The 19,524-nt window shown below is 73.0% G+C and carries 19 protein-coding genes; 9 read left to right on the forward strand and 10 right to left on the reverse strand.

Annotation, left to right across the window (positions count from 1 at the left end):
• The first annotated feature begins 36 nt into the window (after positions 1 to 36).
• From K377_RS29015 to K377_RS29035, 6 genes are all read left to right on the forward strand, one after another.
• Entirely contained in the window at positions 37 to 1,533 is a 1,497-nt protein-coding gene (locus K377_RS29015; RefSeq protein ID WP_111666527.1) for a VWA domain-containing protein, read from the forward strand.
• Positions 1,530 to 2,495 carry a hypothetical protein gene (locus tag K377_RS41395; RefSeq protein ID WP_146614767.1) on the forward strand — a complete coding sequence of 322 codons (966 nt, stop codon included), beginning with the start codon at positions 1,530 to 1,532 and terminating at the stop codon, positions 2,493 to 2,495. Before K377_RS29015 ends, K377_RS41395 begins: the two co-directional genes overlap by 4 nt.
• Complete coding sequence (locus K377_RS41400) at positions 2,492 to 3,769, forward strand: extracellular solute-binding protein (protein WP_146614768.1); 1,278 nt, start codon at positions 2,492 to 2,494, stop codon at positions 3,767 to 3,769. Before K377_RS41395 ends, K377_RS41400 begins: the two co-directional genes overlap by 4 nt.
• 41 nt (positions 3,770 to 3,810) lie before the next feature.
• Entirely contained in the window at positions 3,811 to 4,146 is a 336-nt protein-coding gene (locus K377_RS29025; RefSeq protein WP_146614769.1) for a CU044_2847 family protein, read from the forward strand.
• A gap of 28 nt (positions 4,147 to 4,174) precedes the next feature.
• Positions 4,175 to 4,816 (forward strand): alpha-ketoglutarate-dependent dioxygenase AlkB, encoded by a 642-nt coding sequence (locus tag K377_RS29030; RefSeq protein WP_111666529.1) that lies wholly within the window; start codon positions 4,175 to 4,177, stop codon positions 4,814 to 4,816.
• 70 nt (positions 4,817 to 4,886) lie between these two features.
• Positions 4,887 to 6,143: an ROK family protein gene (locus K377_RS29035; RefSeq protein WP_237551938.1), complete on the forward strand. Its 1,257-nt coding sequence runs from the start codon at positions 4,887 to 4,889 to the stop codon at positions 6,141 to 6,143.
• 39 nt (positions 6,144 to 6,182) lie between these two features.
• On the opposite strand, the gene K377_RS29040 is transcribed toward K377_RS29035, so the two are convergent.
• The 4 genes from K377_RS29040 to K377_RS29055 are packed head-to-tail and all read right to left on the reverse strand — an operon-like array spanning position 6,183 to position 8,720.
• Positions 6,183 to 7,103, reverse strand: a complete 921-nt coding sequence (locus K377_RS29040) for a phosphotriesterase (RefSeq protein ID WP_111666690.1) — start codon at positions 7,101 to 7,103, stop codon at positions 6,183 to 6,185.
• Positions 7,100 to 7,693 (reverse strand): DUF4865 family protein, encoded by a 594-nt coding sequence (locus K377_RS29045; RefSeq protein WP_111666530.1) that lies wholly within the window; start codon positions 7,691 to 7,693, stop codon positions 7,100 to 7,102. Before K377_RS29045 ends, K377_RS29040 begins: the two co-directional genes overlap by 4 nt.
• Positions 7,694 to 7,706: 13 nt before the next feature.
• The gene (locus K377_RS29050) at positions 7,707 to 8,108 is read right to left on the reverse strand and encodes a cupin domain-containing protein (protein ID WP_111666531.1); all 402 of its coding nucleotides are present in this window, start codon (positions 8,106 to 8,108) and stop codon (positions 7,707 to 7,709) included.
• A 9-nt stretch (positions 8,109 to 8,117) separates the two neighbouring features.
• Positions 8,118 to 8,720 carry a TetR/AcrR family transcriptional regulator gene (locus tag K377_RS29055; protein WP_111666532.1) on the reverse strand — a complete coding sequence of 201 codons (603 nt, stop codon included), beginning with the start codon at positions 8,718 to 8,720 and terminating at the stop codon, positions 8,118 to 8,120.
• A 151-nt stretch (positions 8,721 to 8,871) separates the two neighbouring features.
• On the opposite strand from K377_RS29055, the gene K377_RS29060 reads away from it, so the two are divergent.
• A complete protein-coding gene (locus K377_RS29060) occupies positions 8,872 to 9,171 on the forward strand; it encodes an SHOCT domain-containing protein (RefSeq protein WP_111666533.1) in 300 nt (99 codons plus the stop codon).
• Positions 9,172 to 9,234: 63 nt separating this feature from the next.
• Here K377_RS29060 and K377_RS29065 read toward each other — a convergent pair whose 3' ends face one another.
• The 3 genes from K377_RS29065 to K377_RS29075 form a co-directional block, all read right to left on the reverse strand.
• A complete protein-coding gene (locus K377_RS29065; protein WP_111666534.1) occupies positions 9,235 to 10,149 on the reverse strand; it encodes a PRC and DUF2382 domain-containing protein in 915 nt (304 codons plus the stop codon).
• Positions 10,150 to 10,558: 409 nt separating this feature from the next.
• Positions 10,559 to 11,056, reverse strand: coding sequence for an ATP-binding protein (locus K377_RS29070; RefSeq protein ID WP_111666535.1), 498 nt, complete (start codon positions 11,054 to 11,056; stop codon positions 10,559 to 10,561).
• Between the two features lie 238 nt (positions 11,057 to 11,294).
• Positions 11,295 to 11,612, reverse strand: coding sequence for a hypothetical protein (locus K377_RS29075; RefSeq protein WP_111666536.1), 318 nt, complete (start codon positions 11,610 to 11,612; stop codon positions 11,295 to 11,297).
• 373 nt (positions 11,613 to 11,985) lie between these two features.
• Here K377_RS29075 and K377_RS29080 point away from each other — a divergent pair, with 373 nt between their 5' ends.
• On the forward strand, positions 11,986 to 13,083 hold the full coding sequence (locus K377_RS29080; protein WP_111666691.1) for a PLP-dependent cysteine synthase family protein: 1,098 nt from the start codon (positions 11,986 to 11,988) through the stop codon (positions 13,081 to 13,083).
• 16 nt (positions 13,084 to 13,099) lie between these two features.
• Here the strand turns inward: K377_RS29080 and K377_RS29085 are convergent, their stop codons facing one another.
• Positions 13,100 to 13,588, reverse strand: a complete 489-nt coding sequence (locus tag K377_RS29085) for an SRPBCC family protein (RefSeq protein ID WP_111666537.1) — start codon at positions 13,586 to 13,588, stop codon at positions 13,100 to 13,102.
• 106 nt (positions 13,589 to 13,694) lie between these two features.
• On the reverse strand, positions 13,695 to 14,531 hold the full coding sequence (locus K377_RS29090; protein ID WP_111666538.1) for a DeoR/GlpR family DNA-binding transcription regulator: 837 nt from the start codon (positions 14,529 to 14,531) through the stop codon (positions 13,695 to 13,697).
• 213 nt (positions 14,532 to 14,744) lie between these two features.
• Between K377_RS29090 and K377_RS29100 the strand changes: the two genes are divergently transcribed.
• Positions 14,745 to 17,093: a hypothetical protein gene (locus tag K377_RS29100; protein WP_111666539.1), complete on the forward strand. Its 2,349-nt coding sequence runs from the start codon at positions 14,745 to 14,747 to the stop codon at positions 17,091 to 17,093.
• On the opposite strand, the gene K377_RS29105 is transcribed toward K377_RS29100, so the two are convergent.
• On the reverse strand, positions 17,063 to 19,471 hold the full coding sequence (locus tag K377_RS29105) for a right-handed parallel beta-helix repeat-containing protein (protein WP_111666540.1): 2,409 nt from the start codon (positions 19,469 to 19,471) through the stop codon (positions 17,063 to 17,065). The genes K377_RS29100 and K377_RS29105 overlap by 31 nt on opposite strands.
• Between the last annotated feature and the right edge of the window lie 53 nt (positions 19,472 to 19,524).

Consider the following 19,524-nt stretch of genomic DNA (forward strand, 5'->3'; position numbering starts at 1 on the left):
GGCCGATGGCCGTGACGAGGGAGTCGTGAGAGACCGATGGGGGACTTACCACGTGCGGCGCTGGACTTCACCATGGAGCTGCACGCACCGGGGGACCTGAGCCGCGACGCCGAGCGCGCCGACGCGCTCATCACCGTGCACGCCCGCGGTCCGGACGCCGCCGAGGCCGGAGCCGGGAGCGCGCCGGCCACCGCCGAAGTACTCATCATGGACCGGTCGTTGTCCATGTCGGGACCGGGCAGGCTCGACGAGGCCAAGCGCGCCGTGTGCGCGGCGATCGACACCCTGCGCGACGGGACCCTGTTCGCCGTCGTCGCGGGCGACCACGAGGCCCGCGTCGTGCACCCGCCCGACTGCCGCCGCCCGCTCCCCGCCGACGAGGCCCGCAGACGCGAGGCCAAGGCCGCCGTACGCGCCGTGCGCGCCCAGGGCGGCACCAGGATCGGCAGCTGGCTGGAGTGCGCCCGCCGCCTCTTCGACGCCGCCGCCGTCGACGGCGTACGGCACGCGGTGCTCTACACCGACGGCAAGGACGAGCACGAGACCCGTGAACAGCTCGACGCCGTCCTCGACTCCTGCACCGACCGGTTCGTCTGCGACGTACGCGGTCTCGGCGGCGACTGGGAGTACCGCGAACTCCACCGCATCGCGCAGGCGTTGCACGGCTCGTCCGCGGCCGTCCTCGACATCACGGACCTCACGGCCGACTTCCAGGCCCTCATGAGCGAGGCCCGGCGCGTCGTCGTCCCCCGCGTCTATCTCGGCCTGCGCTTCAGCGAGCTGTTCACCCTGGACAGGGTGCGCCAGACCGCCCCCGTGGAAGCCGACCTCACCGGTCAGCAGCAGCCGTACGAGGAGGGGTTCCACATTCCGCTCGGTGCCTGGTCGCCCGGGCTGCGCCAGTACCAGCTCACCTTGCGCCTCGACCCCGCCCGGGTACCTCTCGACACGGATCTGCGGGCCGCCTGGATCACTCTGCACGCCGAACGGAGCGGCTCGGCGGGGCGGGTGGCGCTGATGCCGACCGTCCCCTTGGACGTACGGCGACGGTCGGTGCCGGCCGGCCCGGCGACCGGATCCCCCGAACTCACCCGGGTGGAGCGGATCCGCGCCCTGGGCATGGCGATGCGCGCCTGCACCGACGCCTACGCCTCCGGCGACCTCGGCCGCGCCGACCGGGAGTTGAGGACGGCGCTCGACCTGGCCGGCGAACTCGGCCAGACACAGAAGGCGGCGGAGCTGCGGGCCGTCGCGGAGCGGAACGCGGACGGCCGGCTGGTCCTGCGGCGCACGGTGACACGCGCGGAGATGCAGCGCCTGGCCCTCGACTCCACCCGGACCGGTGTCCCGACCGGTGTGCCGCGCGGGGCCCTGTCCGATGCCGACCCCGGAGTTCCGCCGGTCGACTCCGTCACCGCCGGTCCGGCCGACGGCCCCGCACACTGCCCGCACTGCCGGGCGGTCCTGCCGACGCCCGGCGCCAGGTTCTGCGAGGCGTGCGGCCGGAGCGTCGACGGCGGAAGCCGCGCATGACCGCCACGGCCACCGGGACCACGGCGCGTGGTCGGCGCGCCCTGATCGCCGAGACCTGGCGGTCCCTGCGCACCGCGCACCCCGTCCGGATCCTGCGTCTCCTGCGCGCGGGTCTGCTGGCGACCGTGTGCGCGACCGCCGTCGTCTATCTCGTGACAGCCACCCAGGGCGGACAGGAGGTCACCACCGTCCGGCACAGCAAGGCGGCCGGCGACCAGCTCCAGGAGGCGGGCAAGGCGGTCGGTGCGGCGGACCGGGCCCTGGACGAGGCGGTCGGAACCGGCCAGATCCAACTGACCGGACCGGGCGCGGAGTTCGCCAACACCACCGCGCGCATCGGAACCCTGCTCACCGCCGCCACCCAGGGCAACGCGGCAGGGGCGACCGGACGCGCCCAGTTCCAGTTCGTCCAGGGCAAGCTCCTCATCTGCCAGCAGCTGATCAACACGGCGGTGAGCGACTACTCGCACAGCGGCCCGGCCGGCGTCGAGAGCGCCCGCGCCACGCTGACGGCAGCACGCCTGCGCGACCCCGGCACCGGCCGGGAGGTCCCGGGCACCGGCGGTCTGCGCGCCTCCATCGAGGACCTCCAGGACCTCCAGAACGCCGGTCTGGCCCGCCAGCGCGACGCGGGCTGGCTCGATCCCGTCCAGCTCTGGGGCCTCGCCCTCGCTCCGCCGCTCCTGATGCTGATCCTGTGCTGCGCCACCGCACGGATCCTCGCGGTCCACTTCCGCCGCCCGGTCAACGGATATCTGGTCGCCACCCTCGCCGTCACCCTGGCGGTCACCGGCGTCTCGGTGGGACTGACCCTGTGGGACGAGGCGCGCCTCGCCCTCCACCCGGCCGCCGGCCATCCGGTCACCATGACGCTCGTCCTCCTCGCGCTCGTCGGCGCCGGTGTCCTCAACCACCTCGCCCACCGGTCCCGCCTCGCCGAGTACAGGTACCCGCGCCCATGACAACGCCCGGACGGCGCACGGCCGTTGCCCGACTGGTCCAACTCCTCACCGCCCTGGCCCTGTTGGCGGTCCTGACCGCCTGCGCGGGCTCCGGAGACCGGCATGTGACGGTGATGGTGCCCTGGACCGCGCAGGACGAGTTCGGCGCCTTCTACTCCGTCGTCGAGGACTTCGAGCACGACACCGGCATCCAGGTCGACGTCCAGGTCACCCGCGCGCTCACCCAACAGCTCGACGCCGCCGTCGCCGCCGACGCCCCGCCCGACCTCGCCGTCCTGCCGAGCCCCGCCGCGATCGCCCACTACGTGCGCGGCTCGGCGCCCGACCTCGAACCGCTCGACGCGAGGACCGTCGACCCGGGCGCGTACCTGGAGCCGTTCCGGGGTCTGGCCCAGGTCGACGGCGCCACCTACGCCGTCCCGGTCAAGATCGACGTCAAGAGCCTCGTCTGGTACGACACCGAGACCACGGACACGCCCCGCACCCGGTCGACCGACGCGCTGCACACCTTCGTCAGAGAAGGCCGCCTCGACTGGTGTCTCGGCCTCGCCTCCGGCCCGACCTCCGGGTGGCCAGGCGCCGACTGGATCGCCGACATCGTGCTCGCCGACGCGGGCACCCGGGCGTACGCGAGCTGGGCCGCGGGCCGCCTGCCGTGGACCGACTCCGCGATCACCCGCGCCTGGACCCGGTGGCGCGACCTCGTGGGCACGGCCACGCTCAAGAAGGCATCCGAAGCCGGCTTCACCGAGGCGACCCAGGCCATGGCCGCGAGGAAACCGGACTGCCGGCTCGCCCACGGCGCACGCTCCGCCCTCGCGGCCGCACTCCGGAAGGAACCCCGCTTCGACTTCGTCGCGCCCGCCGCCCACGCCCCGCTGGAGGTCTCGGGCGACTTCATCGGCATGTTCACGGACGACAACCCCGCCGCACGCGATTTCGTCCACTACCTGTCCGGCGCGCGGGCCCAGCAGACCTGGGTCGACGCGGCGGGCTCGGCCGCGTTCTCCGCCCGGACCGACGGCATCGTCTACCGCAACGCCGTCCAGCAGCGGATCGCCGCACTGCTGAAACCCGCCTCCGGCCACCCGCTCTGCTTCGGCGCCGCCGACATGATGAGCCCCGACACCGCCGCCGCCTTCTACCGGGCCGTCCTCGACTACGCCGACGAGGGCGGGGACGTATCGAAGCTGATGGACCGCCTGCAACAGGTCCAGACGAGCCTCGGCGCCGAACAGGTGCCCCAGGGAGACATCTGCTCCGGCCCCGGCTGACCGTTCCGAACCCATCCGTTCACCGCCTCCCGAGGAGTCCCGTGTCGTCAGAAGCCGTGCAGTTCGTACTCGCCGACGGAGAGACCACCGTCCTCGTCTCCGCGCCCCGCCAGGGCTCCGGCACCGTCGGAACCGGCGACGGGCTGCGCCGCGCCCAGCGGTCGCTGCGCACCGCCCTCGCCCCGATCACCTCCGCCGCCGCCGAGGTGATCTCCGAGTTCCGCGCCCACGCCGAGCGCCCCGACGAGATCGAGGTCTCCTTCGGCGTGACCCTCGACGCGTCGCTCGGCGCCATCATCAGCACCGCCAAGGCCAGCACCCACCTCGACGTCCGCCTACGCTGGAACGGATCGAGAGACGCCGCCCCCGGAGCGTAGGGGCGCGAGAAAGGCAGGTGGGGACGTAGTGAGCGGTCTGTTCCCGCGGGAGCGGCGCGAGGTCGCCCCGGGCGCCGTCCACCTCCCCGACTGGCTGGACCCGGCACGCCAGCGCGACCTGCTCACCGCCTGCCGTGCCTGGGCCCGGCCGCCCGCCGGCCTGCGCACGGTCCGCACCCCCGGCGGCGGACGGATGAGCGCGCGCCAGGTCGGGCTCGGCTGGCACTGGACGCCGCGCGGCTACACCCGCACCGCCGTCGACGGGGACGGCGCCCCCGTCAAACCCATGCCGAAGGAACTGGCCGAGCTCGGCGCACGGGCCGTCTCCGACGCCTTCGGACGATCGCCCGACGCCGTGTACGACATCGCGCTCATCAACTACTACGACGAGCAGGCCCGGATGGGCATGCACCAGGACCGCGACGAGACGTCCGAGGAGCCGGTCGTCTCGCTCAGCCTCGGCGACACCTGCGTCTTCCGGTTCGGGAACACGCGGACACGGACGAAGCCGTACACGGACGTCGACCTGCACAGCGGCGACCTGTTCGTCTTCGGCGGCCCGGCACGCCTCGCCTTCCACGGCGTGCCCCGCGTCCACCCGGGCACCGCCCCCGCCGGGCTCGGCCTGCGCGGGCGGCTCAACATCACGCTACGCGTCAGCGGCCTGTGACCACACGGAGTGAGGGAACGGCCGTTCACCGGCTACCATTCCAGACCGTGATCAGGGCGAGGAGTTGCTGATGGGCGGCAGGGCGGCCTCCGGAACCGGGAGCCAGACGACGGGCACGGGCACCGCGCGGCCACCGCGTCTGGAGCGGGGCCGCAGCGCCCTCGGTCCCGCGCTCGAACTCGTCCACACCGGACGCGCGCCGACCCGCGCCGTCCTCACCGCCGAACTCGGCGTGACCCGTGCCACGGCGGGCGCGGTCGCCGCCGAACTGGAAGCCCTCGGACTGATCAGGATCGACGCCCGGCCGAGCGCCGCCGCCGGCTCCCAGGGCCGCCCCTCGCACCGCCTCTCGGTCGCCGAGGACGGCCCGGCCGCGCTCGCGGCGCAGGTCCACTCGGACGGCTACCGGGTGGCGCTCGTCGGGCTCGGCGGCCGGGTCGTCGCCACCACACCGGGCTGCGCGATCATCGACCCCGATCCGGCGGACGTCCTGCGTGCCGTGGTGGAGGCCGGAGTTCGGCTCCTGGAGACCAGCGGCCGGGTCTGCGTCGGCGCGGGCCTCGCCGTCCCCTCGGCCGTCGCCGAACCCGACGGCACCGCCCTCAACCCGCTGCACCTGGCCTGGCCCGTCGGCTCGCCGGTCCGCGAGATCTTCGCCGACTGCGTGCGCGAGGCCGGCCTGGACATCCCCGCGTTCGCCGCGAACGACGTCAACCTGGGCGCGCTCGCCGAGCACCGGCACGGCGCGGGACGCGGTGCCCGCGACCTGCTCTGCGTCGCCACCGGACACCGCGGCGTCGGCGGCGCCCTCGTCCTCGACGGGCATCTGCACACCGGCAGTTCGGGACTGGCCCTGGAGGTCGGCCACCTCACCGTCAACCCGGAGGGCCGCCCCTGCCACTGCGGCAGCCGCGGCTGCCTGGACGTCGAGACCGACCCGCTCGCCTTCCTCACCGCGGCGGGCCGCACCCCCGACGCCGACGGCTCGCTGCTGAACCAGGCGCGCGAACTGCTGCTCACGGCGAAGGACGACCCCGCCGTCCGCACCGCCACCGAGGCACTCGTCGACCGGCTCGGCCTGGGACTCGCGGGTCTCGTCAACCTCCTCAACCCGGACCGGATCATCCTCGGCGGCCTGCACCGCGCCCTCCTGGACGCCGCCCCCGAACGCCTGCGCGCCGTCGTGGCCGACCGCAGTCTGTGGGGCCGCAGCGGAGGCGTCCCCATCCTGGCCTGCACGCTCGACCACAACAGCCTGGTGGGAGCCGCCGAGCTGGCCTGGCAGCCGGTGCTCGACGACCCGCTCGGAGCCCTCACCGCGAAGTGACCGGCGCGGCCGGGAAAGACGGCGCCGGCCCCGATCCGCTCAGCGCCACTCCACAGCGAAGGCCGCCGCCGGATTGGTGACGAGCACCTGCTCGACGACGTCCTTGCCCAGGGCCTCGGTGAGCCGCGGACGCACCCGGCGCAGCAGGTACGGCATCCCGGGCCCGCCGCTCACCGACCGCGCCCCGGCGGTCGTCGTGTCGCCGCCGAGCAGCAGCCGGTGTGCGAACCCGGCCTCGGCGAGCGCCGCCATCGCGTCCGGCATCCGCCAGTCCGTCGCGTGGTTGGCCCGCGACGGCCCGTCGAAGGCCAGATAAGCACCCGAACGCGCTGCGTCGCGCTGGACCACGAAGTCGGGGGAGCGGTTCAGATGACCGAGCAGAATCCGGTGCGCCGGCACCTCCAACTCCTCGCAGAGCAGGTCGAGTACGACCAGCGCGCCCGTCCCCAGCTCATGATGGACCGCGATCGGCGCCCCGGTCGCGTGATGCGCCTCGGCCGCGGCGCGCATGGTCCAGCGGGCGTGCGCGTCCAGCGCGTGGAAGCCGCCCGCCACCTTGATCAGCCCGGCCCGCACACCGCTGCCGCCGATGCCCTCGGTCAGCTCGCGCACGAACAGCTCGGCCAGATCGGTCTTCCGCGCGGCGAGCAACTCCGGTGCGTAGTGCGCGGATTGGTGCATCCCCGTCGCGGCGACGATCCGCACACCGGTCGCCTCCGCGAGGGCGGGCAGCTCCGCGGCCCGCCGCCCGAGCCCGTACGGCGTCCACTGCACGACGGTGCCGCCGCCCACGGCCGCGTACGCGGCCAGCTCCTGCCGCGCCAGTCCGACGTCGTCCAACTCCTGCCCGGACAGCAGCGGACTGCGGAAGAACAGGTGGTCATGGGCGTCGACCACGCCCAACTGCCCCGGAGCGATGTCTCCCTGGACACCGCGCACGACCGCCGATGCGGAGTTCACCACTGGTTTCCCTTCGGAAGCCGGTCACGCTCGGGCTGCGAGACGTGCAGAACCTGAAAGATGTCACCGGACGTACCAGGTGCACCGGGCTCCGCGTGCTCCCGGACGGAGAACCTCAGCAGCTCCCAGGTACGGGGATCGATCCCGGCGGCAGCGAACAACACCCCCTCCTCGGCAGCCAGTTCGGCCGTCTCGCGCGTCAGGCCAGCCACCAGAGCGGGCAGCGAGGAAGTCTCCGTGATCGGCTTCCGCTCGCGCACGGCGACCCGGGCCCGCGCGTCCGGCGCGACCCCCTCCGCGTACGCGACTCCGTTCCAGTGCTGCACGACGGGCCGCCCGAAGTCCCGCACGATGCCCTGGAAACCGGCGCCCCACAAGAAGGAGTTCATCCCCGACTCGGTGTTCCAGAGGTAGAACGGCGCGTACTGGTTCACCGGCGAACCCAGCACACCGCGCTCCCGCATCAGATACGTCTTGACGCCGAGCCCGGGGAAGTCGTCGAGCAAGTGCCCCTTGCTCGCGACCCGTTCACGGATGATGTCCATGTCGTAGTCGGCGGGGAGTGTGATCTCGTACTGCATCGCGTGCACGGTCGTACGCCTCTCAGTCCGCGGGGTGGGCATCGGCGTCGTCGACGTGCGTACCCCAGCAGGTCGTCGTCCCGTCCTCGGCGGCCTCGACCGCGGCCAGATGCGTCATGAACGTCCCGGGTCCGGCGCCGTGCCAGTGCCACTCGTCCGGCTCGATCCAGACCGTGTCGCCCGCCCGGATCACCTCCACCGCACCGGCCTTGCGCTGCACCCGGCCCTCGCCCTCCAGGACGTGCAGCACCTGGCCGTGCGGATGGGTGTGCCAGGCGGTGTGCGCGCCGGGCGCGAAGTGGACGTTGAACAGGCGCAGCCGGGACGGAGCGGCGGGCGCCGCGATCTCGTCCAGCCAGACCGTGCCCGTGAAGTTCTCGGCCGGCCCCTGCCGCGAGTCGGGGCGGTTGCGGGTGATGTGCACGGGGAGTCCTCAGGCCGTCGGGGCAGGGGAAGGGGGAGCGGGGGAGGGCTTCAGGAGGGAGAGCAGACCGCGTACGCCCGCGTCGAAGGCGTCCGTCCCGCCGGAGGCACGCGCCAGGACGTATCCGCCCTGCACCGTCGCCACGACGGCCGCCGCGATCTCGCGCGGCACCAGATGCGAGGCGAACTCGCCGCTGTCCACGCCCTCTTGGACGACATCGGCGAGCCGGGCCCTCACGTACGCGATCGTCTCCTCGACCGGGCCGTGCAGCTCGTCGTCGGCGATCACGTCCGGGTCCATCGTCAGCCGCCCGACCGGGCAGCCGCGCAGCACGTCACGCTCGCGCAGCAGGTAGGCCGCGACGCGGTCGTACGCCGGACCGTCCGCGTCGAGCAGCCGGTCGACGGTCGCCCGCATCTCCTCGCCGGTGCGGCGGATCGCGGCGAGCGCCAGGTCCTGCTTGCCGGTGAAGTGGTGGTACATGCTGCCCTGCCCGACGCCCGCACGCTGCAGGATCGCCTTCGGGCTCGTGCCCACGTAACCGCGCTCCCACAGCAGCTCGCGCGTGGTCTCGATCAGCCGTTCCTGAGTGCTCATGAGCGTACCGTACATACTAGTAGTTACAGAGGGCAAGGTCCGGCCGCGGTGGAGCGGCCGTACTCCTGCGGGGGTACGCCTACGACCGCCGGCCGTACGACGACGCGGACCCCCTCCCGGCGGGAGGCTCGAACCATCACGAGAACACCCAAGGGAGACGATTCCGATGCAGACCCTCGCGCAGTTCGGTCCCGGCGGCGGTCCGGGCCCCTGGTTCCTGCTCTTCCCGCTGGTCTGGGCGGCCGTGGCGGTCGCCGTCGTCACGCTGCTGCGCCGCACCGTATGGCGCGGACGCCGCGGTCCGTGGCGCCCCGGACCCGCGGTCGACGAGCGGTCGCCGATCGCCGTGCTGGGCCGCCGGTTCGCGGCCGGAGAGATCGACGAGGACGAGTACTGGCGCCGGCTCTCCGTCCTCAACGAGGAGTTCGGGCGCACCGCCGCCGGCGGCAAGGGCGCGGCGCTCTGACCGCTCGCGACGCGACGACAGTGGGCCCGGCCGCCACGGCCGGGCCCACCCGTCGGCAGGGTGTCAGTGGCGGGGGCCGCCCCGCCCGGACTTGCCCTCGCCGGGCATGCCGCGCTCGCTCTTCGGGTCGTCGTACTCGATCCGCTCCTTGCGCACGGTGTCGGAGACCTCCTTGGTCTCCGTCACCTTCTCCGTCTCCAGACGGACGCGCTCCACCGGCACGGTCTCCTTGCTGACGACGGCACGCTCGGCGTGCAGCGTCACCTCGGTCTCCGCCTCGCCGATCGTGGCGCGCTTCGCGTCGGCCTCGGTGATCGGCTCACGCACCACGCGGACCTCTTCGTGGGACAGCGGAACCGACGTGGTCACGTCCTCGGTCTCGACCACCTTGCGCAGGTGCGCGTGGCCGACCTCCTGGTTCTCGACGCCGACGCGGAGCCGTTCCTCGGAGCGGATGAGCTCCGTCTCCGTCTCCTTCTCCGGGACGTCGGCGGCGCCGCGCATCGCGGGCTCGCGGGCACCGGCGGCGTGCCGTCCTGTGGACTCGCCGGTGGCGTAGCCGGAGGCCGCGCCGGCGGCTCCCGCCGCACCGGCCGTGCCCCGGAGGTCCGGAGCGGCGGCCGGACGCTCGGGACGGTTCCCGCCGGTACCGGCGGTGGGCCTGGTCAGCCCGTAGTGCGCGTACAGCTCCTGCTGCTCGGCCTCGCTCAGGTGCTGGTCGGCGTCGACGCGGGGCGCGTCCTTGACGGCCTCCTTGGTGTACATCACCTGGAGCCGCTCGTCGGTGCGGGACGCTCCGCTGAGCGGAACGAAGGTCTCCTTCATACCGAAGAGGCCGGTCTTGACCGTCGCCCAGCCCGGCTTGCCGGTCCGGTCGTCCAGGTAGACCCGCTCGACGCTGCCGATCTTCTCCCCGGTGCGGTCGTACGCGGTGAGCCCGACAAGGGCATCGGGGTTGTTGATCTCGCCCTGCGTCATGCGTGATCACTCCCTCCGGGACATGGGGGCGGCTGGGCGCCACCGGCTTGACCATGTGCCTTGTCTCCATGGCGCGTGGAATCCGGAGGGCGCGCAACAAGGGGCTTCACTTGCTGTAGCGAAAAGATCCGGGGGGACGCCGTTCGGGCCGTGATTGCGGGCCGGGAGACGCAGGCGGGTGATCCTCCCCGCGTAGGCCGAACGGGTGAACCGGGCTCCTGTGCGCGGGTGACGCCGAAGGGTGCGGAGCGTCGACACGCCCGCCCTCACTCCAGGCGAAAGCACCCGCTCGTCCGCCGGGTCGAGCCCGGCGGACGAGCGGGTGCTGAGTCGACGCGGAGGCCCGGTCGGGCCCGGCGGACGAGGCCGGGCGCCCCAGGAGGGCGCCCGGCAAGTGATCACCGCCCGGTCAGCCTGCGACGGCCGACCGGGCGGGAGCATGCTGGGGCGCTTCGGCGCGGAGCGCGGCCGCTGTCGCGTACACCGGGACCGTGGGCAGCGCCACCGCGGGCGACGGCACGGACAGGGCGAACCACACGACCTTGCCGCCGTCGAGGTGCGGCCTGACCCCCCAGCTCTCGCTCACCGAGGCGACCATCGCGAGCCCCCGCCCGCAGGTCGCGAGCGCCTCCGCGTCACGCACCTCCGGAAGCCGGGGGTCGTGGTCGCGCACCGACAGGGTGAGGCAGTTGCGGAAGAGCTCGATCTCCACGGTGCACAGCTTGTCCGGCTCGGCGTGCCGGTGGACGTTGGTGAGGAGCTCGGTGATCCCGAGCGCCGCCAGGTCGATCAATGGATCCAGATGCCAGTAGCGCAACTGCGCCGATACGATTCTGCGGACCTGGCCGATCCGCGACGGCAGGGCTTGAAGCTCCACCGTGCAATGCCTGCTCGGCTGGCTGATCACGGCTGCGACTCCCCGAATTGAGTCCGGAAGAAGACGAGATCGGATCGAGCGGAGCGACCGCGGTGTGACAGGGTCGCCCGCTGCAGTGTCCGGCGGGCTGGTTCGCAGCGTCATCGCCGGTAAACCCTGAGTAGTGATGTGTGACCAGCGTGACCCAGGGGGTGCGGGCGTGCAACTTCGGCCGGTGACGCTCGTGCTCCGGTGAGCGATGAGGGAGGCGTGCGGGCGGTCGGCGACCCTACGTCGCGCGCCCCGTCGCCTTGCGCACGGCGTCGATGAAGCGGCGGGCCGCGGGCGGTCCGGCGTCCCCGGTGTGACCGCCGCCGAGCCGCAGCAGGTAGCGCCTGCCGTCGACGTCGGCGGTCGCGCGGTCGTCGGAGCCGAACCAGGGCTTGCCCGCGCGGACTTCGCCCAGTGGCGCGCTGTCTATCTCGCTGCCGTAGCTCGTGAGCAGTTCCAGCCTGCCGCCCGTGATCCGGACCTGTCCGGCCCGGGTCAGTGAGCGCAGACGGCGCCCGATCCGCACGCCCGTCGCCGTGAACTCCGGCTCCGTCATGCCGCGTCGCCCCCTCTGAGTGCGTTGGTGCGGTGCAGTCTGCACGCACCGGGCCAGGAGCACCAGTGTGCATGTGGACGCGGCGTGAAGCAGTGGGCGCAAACGGATTTCGCGCCCCCTCCCCACGCCTTCCCGCCCATGGGGCCAGGCGTGCCTTTGAGGCTCCCAAAGATGCGTTTATGCAGGTGAGAAGCGTGTGGAAGGTGTCTATGATCGAGGCGTCCGGTCACGTTCGACCGACCCGGCAGCGGTTTCTTCGACGCCTCTTCGGGGGGTCCCGTCGGAGCGGACGCTCGGAACGAAGCGAAGGAGCCGCGTGGTGAGCACCGTCGATCAAGGCCGCACCGGGGACGGGCGCCCGCCCGCGGAGCCGATGCCGACGCTGGACGTCGACCACACGGATCCCGGCTACCGGAGCTGGCTGAAAGAAGCAGTGCGCAAGGTTCAGGCCGACAGCAACCGCTCGGCCGACACCCACCTGCTCCGCTTCCCGCTTCCCGAGCACTGGGGCATCGACCTCTATCTGAAGGACGAGTCGACCCACCCCACCGGAAGCCTCAAGCACCGCCTCGCGCGCTCGCTCTTCCTCTACGGTCTGTGCAACGGCTGGATCCGCCCGGACCGCCCGGTGATCGAGGCGTCCAGTGGCTCGACCGCGGTGTCGGAGGCGTACTTCGCCAAGCTCGTCGGGGTCCCCTTCATTGCGGTGATGCCGCGTACGACGAGTGCCGAGAAGTGCCGACTGATCGAATTCCACGGCGGGCAGTGCCACTTCGTCGACGACTCCAGGACGATGTACGAGGAGGCGGCCGCCCTCGCGGCGCGTACCGGCGGCCACTACATGGACCAGTTCACCTACGCGGAGCGGGCGACGGACTGGCGCGGCAACAACAACATCGCCGAGTCGATCTACCGGCAGATGGAGCTGGAGCGCTACCCCTGCCCGGCCTGGATCGTCGCCACGGCCGGCACCGGAGGCACCTCGGCGACCCTCGCGCGCTACGTCCACTACATGCAGCACGACACCCGCATCTGCGTCGCCGACCCGGAGAACTCCTGCTTCTTCGAGGGCTGGACGACGAACGACCCGGACGCCACCAGCGACTGCGGCTCCCGCATCGAGGGCATCGGCCGCCCGCGCATGGAGCCGAGCTTCGTGCCCGGCGCGATCGACCGCATGATGAAGGTCCCCGACGCGGCCAGCGTCGCCGCCGTTCGCGCCCTGGAGGTCACCATCGGCCGCAAGGCGGGCGGCTCGACCGGTACGGGCCTGTGGAGCGCCCTGAAGATCGTCGCGGAGATGGTCGCCGAGGGCCGCAGGGGCAGCGTGGTCACCCTGCTGTGCGACCCGGGCGACCGCTACCTGGACAAGTACTACTCGGACCAGTGGCTGGCGGAACAGGGCCTGGACGTGACGCCGTACCTGGAGGCGATCAACAGGCTGCTCACGTCGAGCGCCTCGGAGGCCTGAGTTCCGGTCCCCGACGTCACGCGGCGGCGGTGGCCAGCCGCCGCTCCAGCTTCGCCACCGCGTCCCGGAACGCCCGGCCGAGACCGGAACGCCCCACCTTCACGCCCGCCAGGAACAGCGCGGCCCCGTCGGCGGCGAACGTCCACTGCACCCGCGAACCGCCGGGCACCGGCGTGATCCGCCACTCCTCCAGGAGGGCCCGCACCCCCGGCGCGTTGGCCTCGTCGACCCGGTACGCGTAGACCTCGTCGGGCCGCGCGGCCACGATCGTCTCCAGGAACCGCCCGCCGCCCTTGAGCCGTATCTCCCGCCGCGGCCCGTCCGCCCCGGCCTCGGCCGGCCGCGCCAGGGTCACCGCGGAGAACCACTGCGGCCAGCCCTCGACGTCCTCCGCCAGCGCCCGGTACACGGCGGCGGGCGGCGCGGCCACCTCGCGGGCGAACACCAGTCGCAGGGGAGCGGTCTCGATGAAGTCGAGACCGACCGGGAGAAGATGACGTGCCATGAGCGCTCAGCCCCCAAGCAGGACGACGATACAGGCGCCGGGCCGGCCCAACGGGCAGCAGGATTAGACCAGTTGACCGGGTACGGTCACCATAGCTGGCGGCCCGTCAGATGTCTGCACCACCCGGAGCGGAATCGGGGTCACCGGCCACGACCAGCCGCATGTGCTCGGAGATCTCTGTGCGGGCGTCGACCGGCAGCCCCGCGTCCGTCACCAGCGTGTCCACCTGATCGAGGGCGGCGAACGAACTGAGGCCCACCGTCCCCCACTTGGTGTGGTCGGCGAGCACGACCACCCGCCGCGCGGACTGCACCAGGCGCCTGTTGGTCTCCGCCTCCGCCAGATTCGGCGTCGACAGGCCCGCTTCCGGGCTTATCCCGTGCACCCCGAGGAACAGCACGTCGAAGTGGAGTGCCGCGATCGCCTGGTCGGCCACCGGCCCCACCAGCGAGTCGGACGGCGTGCGCACCCCACCGGTGAGGACCACCGTCGCCGCGCCCTGCCGGGTCCCCGCGGTGCGCTGCGCGACGTGGAACACGTCCGCCACCCGCACCGAGTTGGTCACCACCGTCAGGTCCGGCACGTCGATCAGGCGCTGCGCCAGCGCGTACGTCGTCGTACCCCCGGACAGCGCGATCGCCGTACCGGGCGCGGCCAGCGGCGCCGCCGCCCGCGCGATGTCCTCCTTGGCCGTCAGCTCCAGGCCCGACTTGGCCTCGAAGCCCGGCTCGTGACTGCTCGCCTCGACGACCGGGACCGCGCCGCCGTGCACCTTCTCCAGCACACCCTGGCGGGCCAGCGCGTCCAGGTCCCGCCGGACCGTCATGTCGGAGACGCCGAGCTTCCTCGTCAGCTCGTTGACCCGGACGCCGCCGCGGCGCCGGACCTCGTCGAGGATCAGAGCGCGGCGCTGCTCAGCGAGGAGGTTCTGATTCTCGCTCACGTCCCGTCGGGTCCCTTCGCCTCGTCCCCATCACCACCCGGCCGCTCGGCCCCGGGTGCCGTCATCCTCGCACGCGCCACCGACACCCGTCCCACCGCCCGCACCCGCCACCAGCGCGTACGGCTCGAAAGGAGCGAGGAGATTCCGTGACGAGGGGTGCACGAGGGGGCGCCGAGGCGGAATCCTTGAGTCTGCAAAGAACGGGGGACGCACATGACCACGGCGCCTGAACAGCACACCGGAACCGGCGCGGTCGCCGACGAGACCGCCCTGGAACTCCTCGTCCACGGAGTGGGCGGCACCACACCGCAGGAGATGCTCGACGACCCGCGCACCGTCCGGGTGTCGGGCGATGCGACGGCGGCCGTCTACCGCCGCGCCGAGGACGTCGACGCGGAGACCAGGCCCGACGACTACCGGGGCAGACCCGTGCCCGAGGCGTACGTGTGGTGCAACCTCACCTCCGGCAACGGATCACGGGCGCTCTGGCTCGTTCTGCTGCCCTTCATGGTGGTCAACCTCGCCCACTGGATGCGGCCCAACGCACTCCGCAGGACCGGCACCGTACGCCTCTACGGCCTCCTCGTCCGCCTCGCGGGCCTCACCCTCACCGTGCTGCTCGTCGCCGCCGCCTGCGCGGTCGCGCTCGACCTGACGGCCTGGCAGTGCGCGGGCACACCGGCCTGCGCCGAGCGCAGGACCTGGCTCGGATTCCTCGCCGACGGCTGGTGGAGCCAGCCCGGCCGCCGCCTGGCCCTCGCCGCGCTCGTACCGACCGCGCTGACCGTCTTCCTCTGGTACCTCTCGCACCGCACCTGGAGCGCGTACGAGGCACAGCGCCCGCTGCCCCACCAGCCTGACCCCGAGGGCAGCGACGGCTCCGCGGACAACGCGCTGGCGCGGCCCGGATTCTGGTACGGACGCCGCATGGTCTCCCGGCTGCGCGCCGCGCACACCGCCGCGGGGCTGCTCACCGTGACGGCGGCCGTCGGCACGTCGGCCGCCCGCTACGACCGCCGCGCCGGCGGCCCCGTGCTCCTCGACGTCCTGGGGCACGTCTTCTCCGGCGCCCTGATCGCGGGCCTCGTCGCGGTCCTCGCCGTCGTCGTCCTGCGCGGCCGCACCGAGGACCGGCTCGACCTCCACCTGGACCGCACCCTGGTCCGCGTCCTGCCCTACGGCGCGCTCACCCTGCTCGCCCTGACCCTGGTGTACGCGGGCTGGTCCCGCCCGTACTGGCACTCCTCGGGGCGGCTCCCGGGCGACGCGGCGTTCGGCGGGATCGCGCTCGCCCAGGTGGCCCTCGTCGTGGCTCTCGCCGTGGTGGCCAGGGCGATCTACCGCACGGCCGTCGACCGGCGCACCGCCCTGCGGGGCCTCGGCGGACCCGCCACCGCGATGCTGGCCTGCGGCCTCGGCGGCGTGATGACCGGCGGCGTCGCCCAGCGCGTCGCCGACTGGCTGGACGGCACGAGCGGACTGATCCCGGGCCCGCCCGTCCTGCTCTCCTGGCAGGCGTCCGTCATCCCCCCGCTGCTGGTCGTCGTCGCCGTCATGTGCGCCGTCCTCGCCGTGCGCACGGCCCGCATCAAGAAGGCCGAGACGGTCCGGGTCGAGGCCGACTACCACCTCGACGAGCACGCCGGTGCCTCCGGGGAGCGCCCGGACGCCGCCCGTACATCGGCCATCGCGGGCACGCGCGCGCGTGCCGCCCTCACCGACCGGGCCCCCGTGATCATCGGCGTGGTCTCGGCCGTGTCCCTGCTCCTCGGCGCGCTGGCCGTCGCCGGGGCCTGGTTCACCGGCAAGCTCCCCGGGACCGCCACCGAGGGCACGTTCCCCCTGCTGGAGGGCGCCGCCGACACGGCACAGGCGCTCGGCTCCTGGCTGATCGGCGCCGGCTTCATACTGTTCGTGACCTGGGGCCGCCGCGCCTACAAGGACCCCGCCGCCCGCCGCACCATCGGCATCCTGTGGGACGTGGGCACCTTCTGGCCGCGCGCCGCCCACCCCTTCGCACCCCCGTGCTACGCGGAACGCGCGGTACCCGACCTGACCTGGCGGATGGCCACCTGGACGCGCGCGACCGGCGGCCGGCTCATCCTGTCCGGCCACTCACAGGGCAGCGTCCTCGCGGCAGCCGCCGCCTGGCAACTGCCGCCCTCGGTACGGCGACGCGTCGGACTGCTCACCTACGGCTCGCCCCTGGAGCGGCTGTACGGGCGCTGGTTCCCGGCACAGTTCGGACCGGCGGCCCTGGCGTCCCTGCACCGCCAGGTCGACTGCTGGCGCAATCTGCACCGTGACACGGACCCCATCGGCGGCCCGATCGGCCTGCCCGGCGACTGCGGCCCCACGGTCGACCACCCGGCCCTGCTGGACCCGCTCGCCTACGGCCGCACCGAGCAGCACCCGCTGCCCGCCCCGATTCTCGGCCACGGCGACTACCAGGCCGACCCGGTCTTCGCCGAGGAGCGGGCCCGGCTGCTGGCCCGCCTCAAACACGCGGTGCCCACGCCGCGAACCCAGGGTCAGGGCAGCTCGGGCAGGTCCTCCGGGTAGAGGAGCGTGAGGTCGTCCGTGCTCGGTTCGCCGAGCTGGGCGACCCGCCCCGCGTGCTGCTCCACCATCGACTCGAACGTCTGCCGGGCCGTACGGCCGTTGCCGAACGCCGGGCCCTTCGGGAGCGCCGTGAAGTACTTCAGGAGCGCTTCCGAGGTCCCGGTGCCGAGGCGGTACTCGTGCTCGTCGGTCTGCTGCTCCACGATCCGCAGCAGCTCCTCGGGCACGTAGTCGGAGAAGGTGATGGTCCGTGAGAAGCGGGACGCCACACCGGGGTTGACCGACAGGAACCGCTCCATCTCCGCCGTGTAGCCCGCGACGATCACGACGACCGCGTCCCGCTGGTCCTCCATGAGCTTCACCAGCGTGTCGATCGCCTCACGGCCGAAGTCGCGGCCCGAGTCCTCGGGGGAGAGGGCGTACGCCTCGTCGATGAACAGGACGCCGCCATGGGCCCGCTGGAACGCCTCCTGGGTGCGGATCGCGGTCGAGCCGATGTGCTCGCCGACCAGGTCGACCCGGGACACCTCCACGAGGTGCCCCTTGTCGAGCACACCGAGGGAGGCCAGGATCTCGCCGTACAGCCGGGCCACCGTCGTCTTGCCGGTGCCGGGGGAGCCGGTGAACACCAGGTGACGGCGGACCGAGGCCGCCTTGAGGCCGGCCTCCTGCCGTCTGCGCCCCACCTCGATCATGTCGGTGAGCGCCCGCACCTCGCGCTTGACGCTCTCCAGGCCCACCAGCGTGTCGAGTTCCCCGAGCACGGCCTGCGACGTGCGCGCGGGCGTCTCCTCCTCGGCGGGCGCCTCGGCCCGCTGGTCGGGGACCTGGCTCAGCAGGCCGACGGTCTGGGTCGCGGACTGCGTCTGCACTGCGGGCTGCGGCGCGGCGGACGCACCCGGCCTTATCCCGCCGCTCTCGTCGCTCGTGCACTCCTCGACGAGCGGGCCGTCCTCGGAGAACTCGTAGCCACCGCGCGCACACCGCTCCGTGCGGCACTTCTTGAGGGTCGTGCGGCAGCCGTCGATGACATGGAAGCCGTAGCCCTCGCTGCCCGTCACCCGGCAGCCCTGGAACGTGCCCCGGCCGCCCGCGGAGACGTAGAAACCGGCCTCCGCCGGGGACGTCACCGTGCAGCGCTCGATGGTCGGGTCGGCGCCCTTGGTGACGATGACGCCCGTCTGGATCGCGTCGACCGTGCAGTTCGCCAGCGTGCCGCCGCTGCCGTGGTCGCGGAACCAGGCGCCGGTCGCGGCCTCCCGGATCCGGCAGTCGTCCAGCTGCGCCGTGGCCCCGTCGCTCACCGACACCGCCGTGTTGCGCACCTGCGACAGGTCGCTGTCGACGACGTCCACGCGCGAGCCGCGGTCCAGTACGAAGAGCGCGTCCGGCACGTCGTGCACCCGGCACGCGTCCAGCACGGCGGTCGCGCCGTCGCTGACCCACACCGCGGGGTAGTCGCCGGTGCTGTCGTGGATCTCGCACTGATTGGCGTCCACTCGCGTGCCCGGGTCCCACACCGACAGACCGTTGCGCCCGAACTGGCGGACGGTGGAACGCGTCAGCGTCAGGACGGACCGGGAGCGCAGATCCACCGCGTTCTCCGGGATGTCGTGGATGTGGCAGTCCGCGAGGGTGAGCACCGCGTCCGTGTCGAGCGTGATCCCGTCCGAGGTGGTGCGGTGCACGTCGCAATTGGTCAGATGGGCGGTGGCCCGGCCGGTGATCTGCACGCCCGAGCCCTTGATCTCGTAGATCTCGCAGCCCACGGCCTCCAGGCCGCTGTGCTCGCCCGTCGCCGAGAGCCCGGCCCCGGAGGCGTGGTGCACCCGGCAGCGCTCCAGACGCGGGTGCGCCCCGCCGCGCACCGCCACCCCGGCCTGCCCGGCCGCGACGACCTCGCACTCCTCGAAGACACCGCCCCCGCCGTCCAGGACCGCGATGCCGATCCCGCCGGGATTGTCGACCGTGCAGCGCCGCACGGTGGGGCGGGCCCCGCCGCGGACCTCGATGCCGGACGCGGACCGGGTCACCACCCGTACGTCGACCAGCTCCGGAGCGCCCTCCTCGACGAGGAGCGCGGGCGCCGCCGAGTCCTGGCCCTCCACATGGAGGTCCTGGACCGTCGCCGAGGCCCGGACGGTCAGCGGCACCCCGTCGACCGGCGCGATGCGCACCGATCCGGGGGAGCCCTCGGGACCGCGCAGCGTCACCGCGCGCTGCACGATCAGATTCTCCCGGTACGTGCCCGGGGCGACGGTCAGCACGTCGCCGTCCCCGGCCGCTTCGAGAGCGGCGGCCAACGACGGGTACTCACCTGTGCGGCGCCGCCACCGTGATGTGCCGGTGTGCGTCACCTGGACCGTGCCCTGTGCCATAACGGTGCTGTGCCCCCACCTCGTCGTACGCGGGTCCTGCTCACGCCCTGACG

It is taken from the genome of Streptomyces sp. PsTaAH-137 (assembly GCF_003259365.1).
In the GTDB taxonomy this organism is placed as follows: Bacteria; Actinomycetota; Actinomycetes; order Streptomycetales; family Streptomycetaceae; genus Streptomyces.

What these genes read in the sequence shown, in the direction of transcription:
- K377_RS29105 (WP_111666540.1), bottom strand. Translation starts at nt 19,471, where the DNA reads ATGGCACAGGGCACGGTCCAGGTGACGCACACCGGCACATCACGGTGG.
- K377_RS29055 (WP_111666532.1), bottom strand. Translation starts at nt 8,720, where the DNA reads ATGTACGGTACGCTCATGAGCACTCAGGAACGGCTGATCGAGACCACG.
- K377_RS29100 (WP_111666539.1), top strand. Translation starts at nt 14,745, where the DNA reads ATGACCACGGCGCCTGAACAGCACACCGGAACCGGCGCGGTCGCCGAC.
- K377_RS29080 (WP_111666691.1), top strand. Translation starts at nt 11,986, where the DNA reads ATGCCGACGCTGGACGTCGACCACACGGATCCCGGCTACCGGAGCTGG.
- K377_RS29060 (WP_111666533.1), top strand. Translation starts at nt 8,872, where the DNA reads ATGCAGACCCTCGCGCAGTTCGGTCCCGGCGGCGGTCCGGGCCCCTGG.
- K377_RS29015 (WP_111666527.1), top strand. Translation starts at nt 37, where the DNA reads ATGGGGGACTTACCACGTGCGGCGCTGGACTTCACCATGGAGCTGCAC.
- K377_RS29085 (WP_111666537.1), bottom strand. Translation starts at nt 13,588, where the DNA reads ATGGCACGTCATCTTCTCCCGGTCGGTCTCGACTTCATCGAGACCGCT.
- K377_RS41400 (WP_146614768.1), top strand. Translation starts at nt 2,492, where the DNA reads ATGACAACGCCCGGACGGCGCACGGCCGTTGCCCGACTGGTCCAACTC.
- K377_RS41395 (WP_146614767.1), top strand. Translation starts at nt 1,530, where the DNA reads ATGACCGCCACGGCCACCGGGACCACGGCGCGTGGTCGGCGCGCCCTG.
- K377_RS29065 (WP_111666534.1), bottom strand. Translation starts at nt 10,149, where the DNA reads ATGACGCAGGGCGAGATCAACAACCCCGATGCCCTTGTCGGGCTCACC.
- K377_RS29035 (WP_237551938.1), top strand. Translation starts at nt 4,887, where the DNA reads ATGGGCGGCAGGGCGGCCTCCGGAACCGGGAGCCAGACGACGGGCACG.
- K377_RS29075 (WP_111666536.1), bottom strand. Translation starts at nt 11,612, where the DNA reads ATGACGGAGCCGGAGTTCACGGCGACGGGCGTGCGGATCGGGCGCCGT.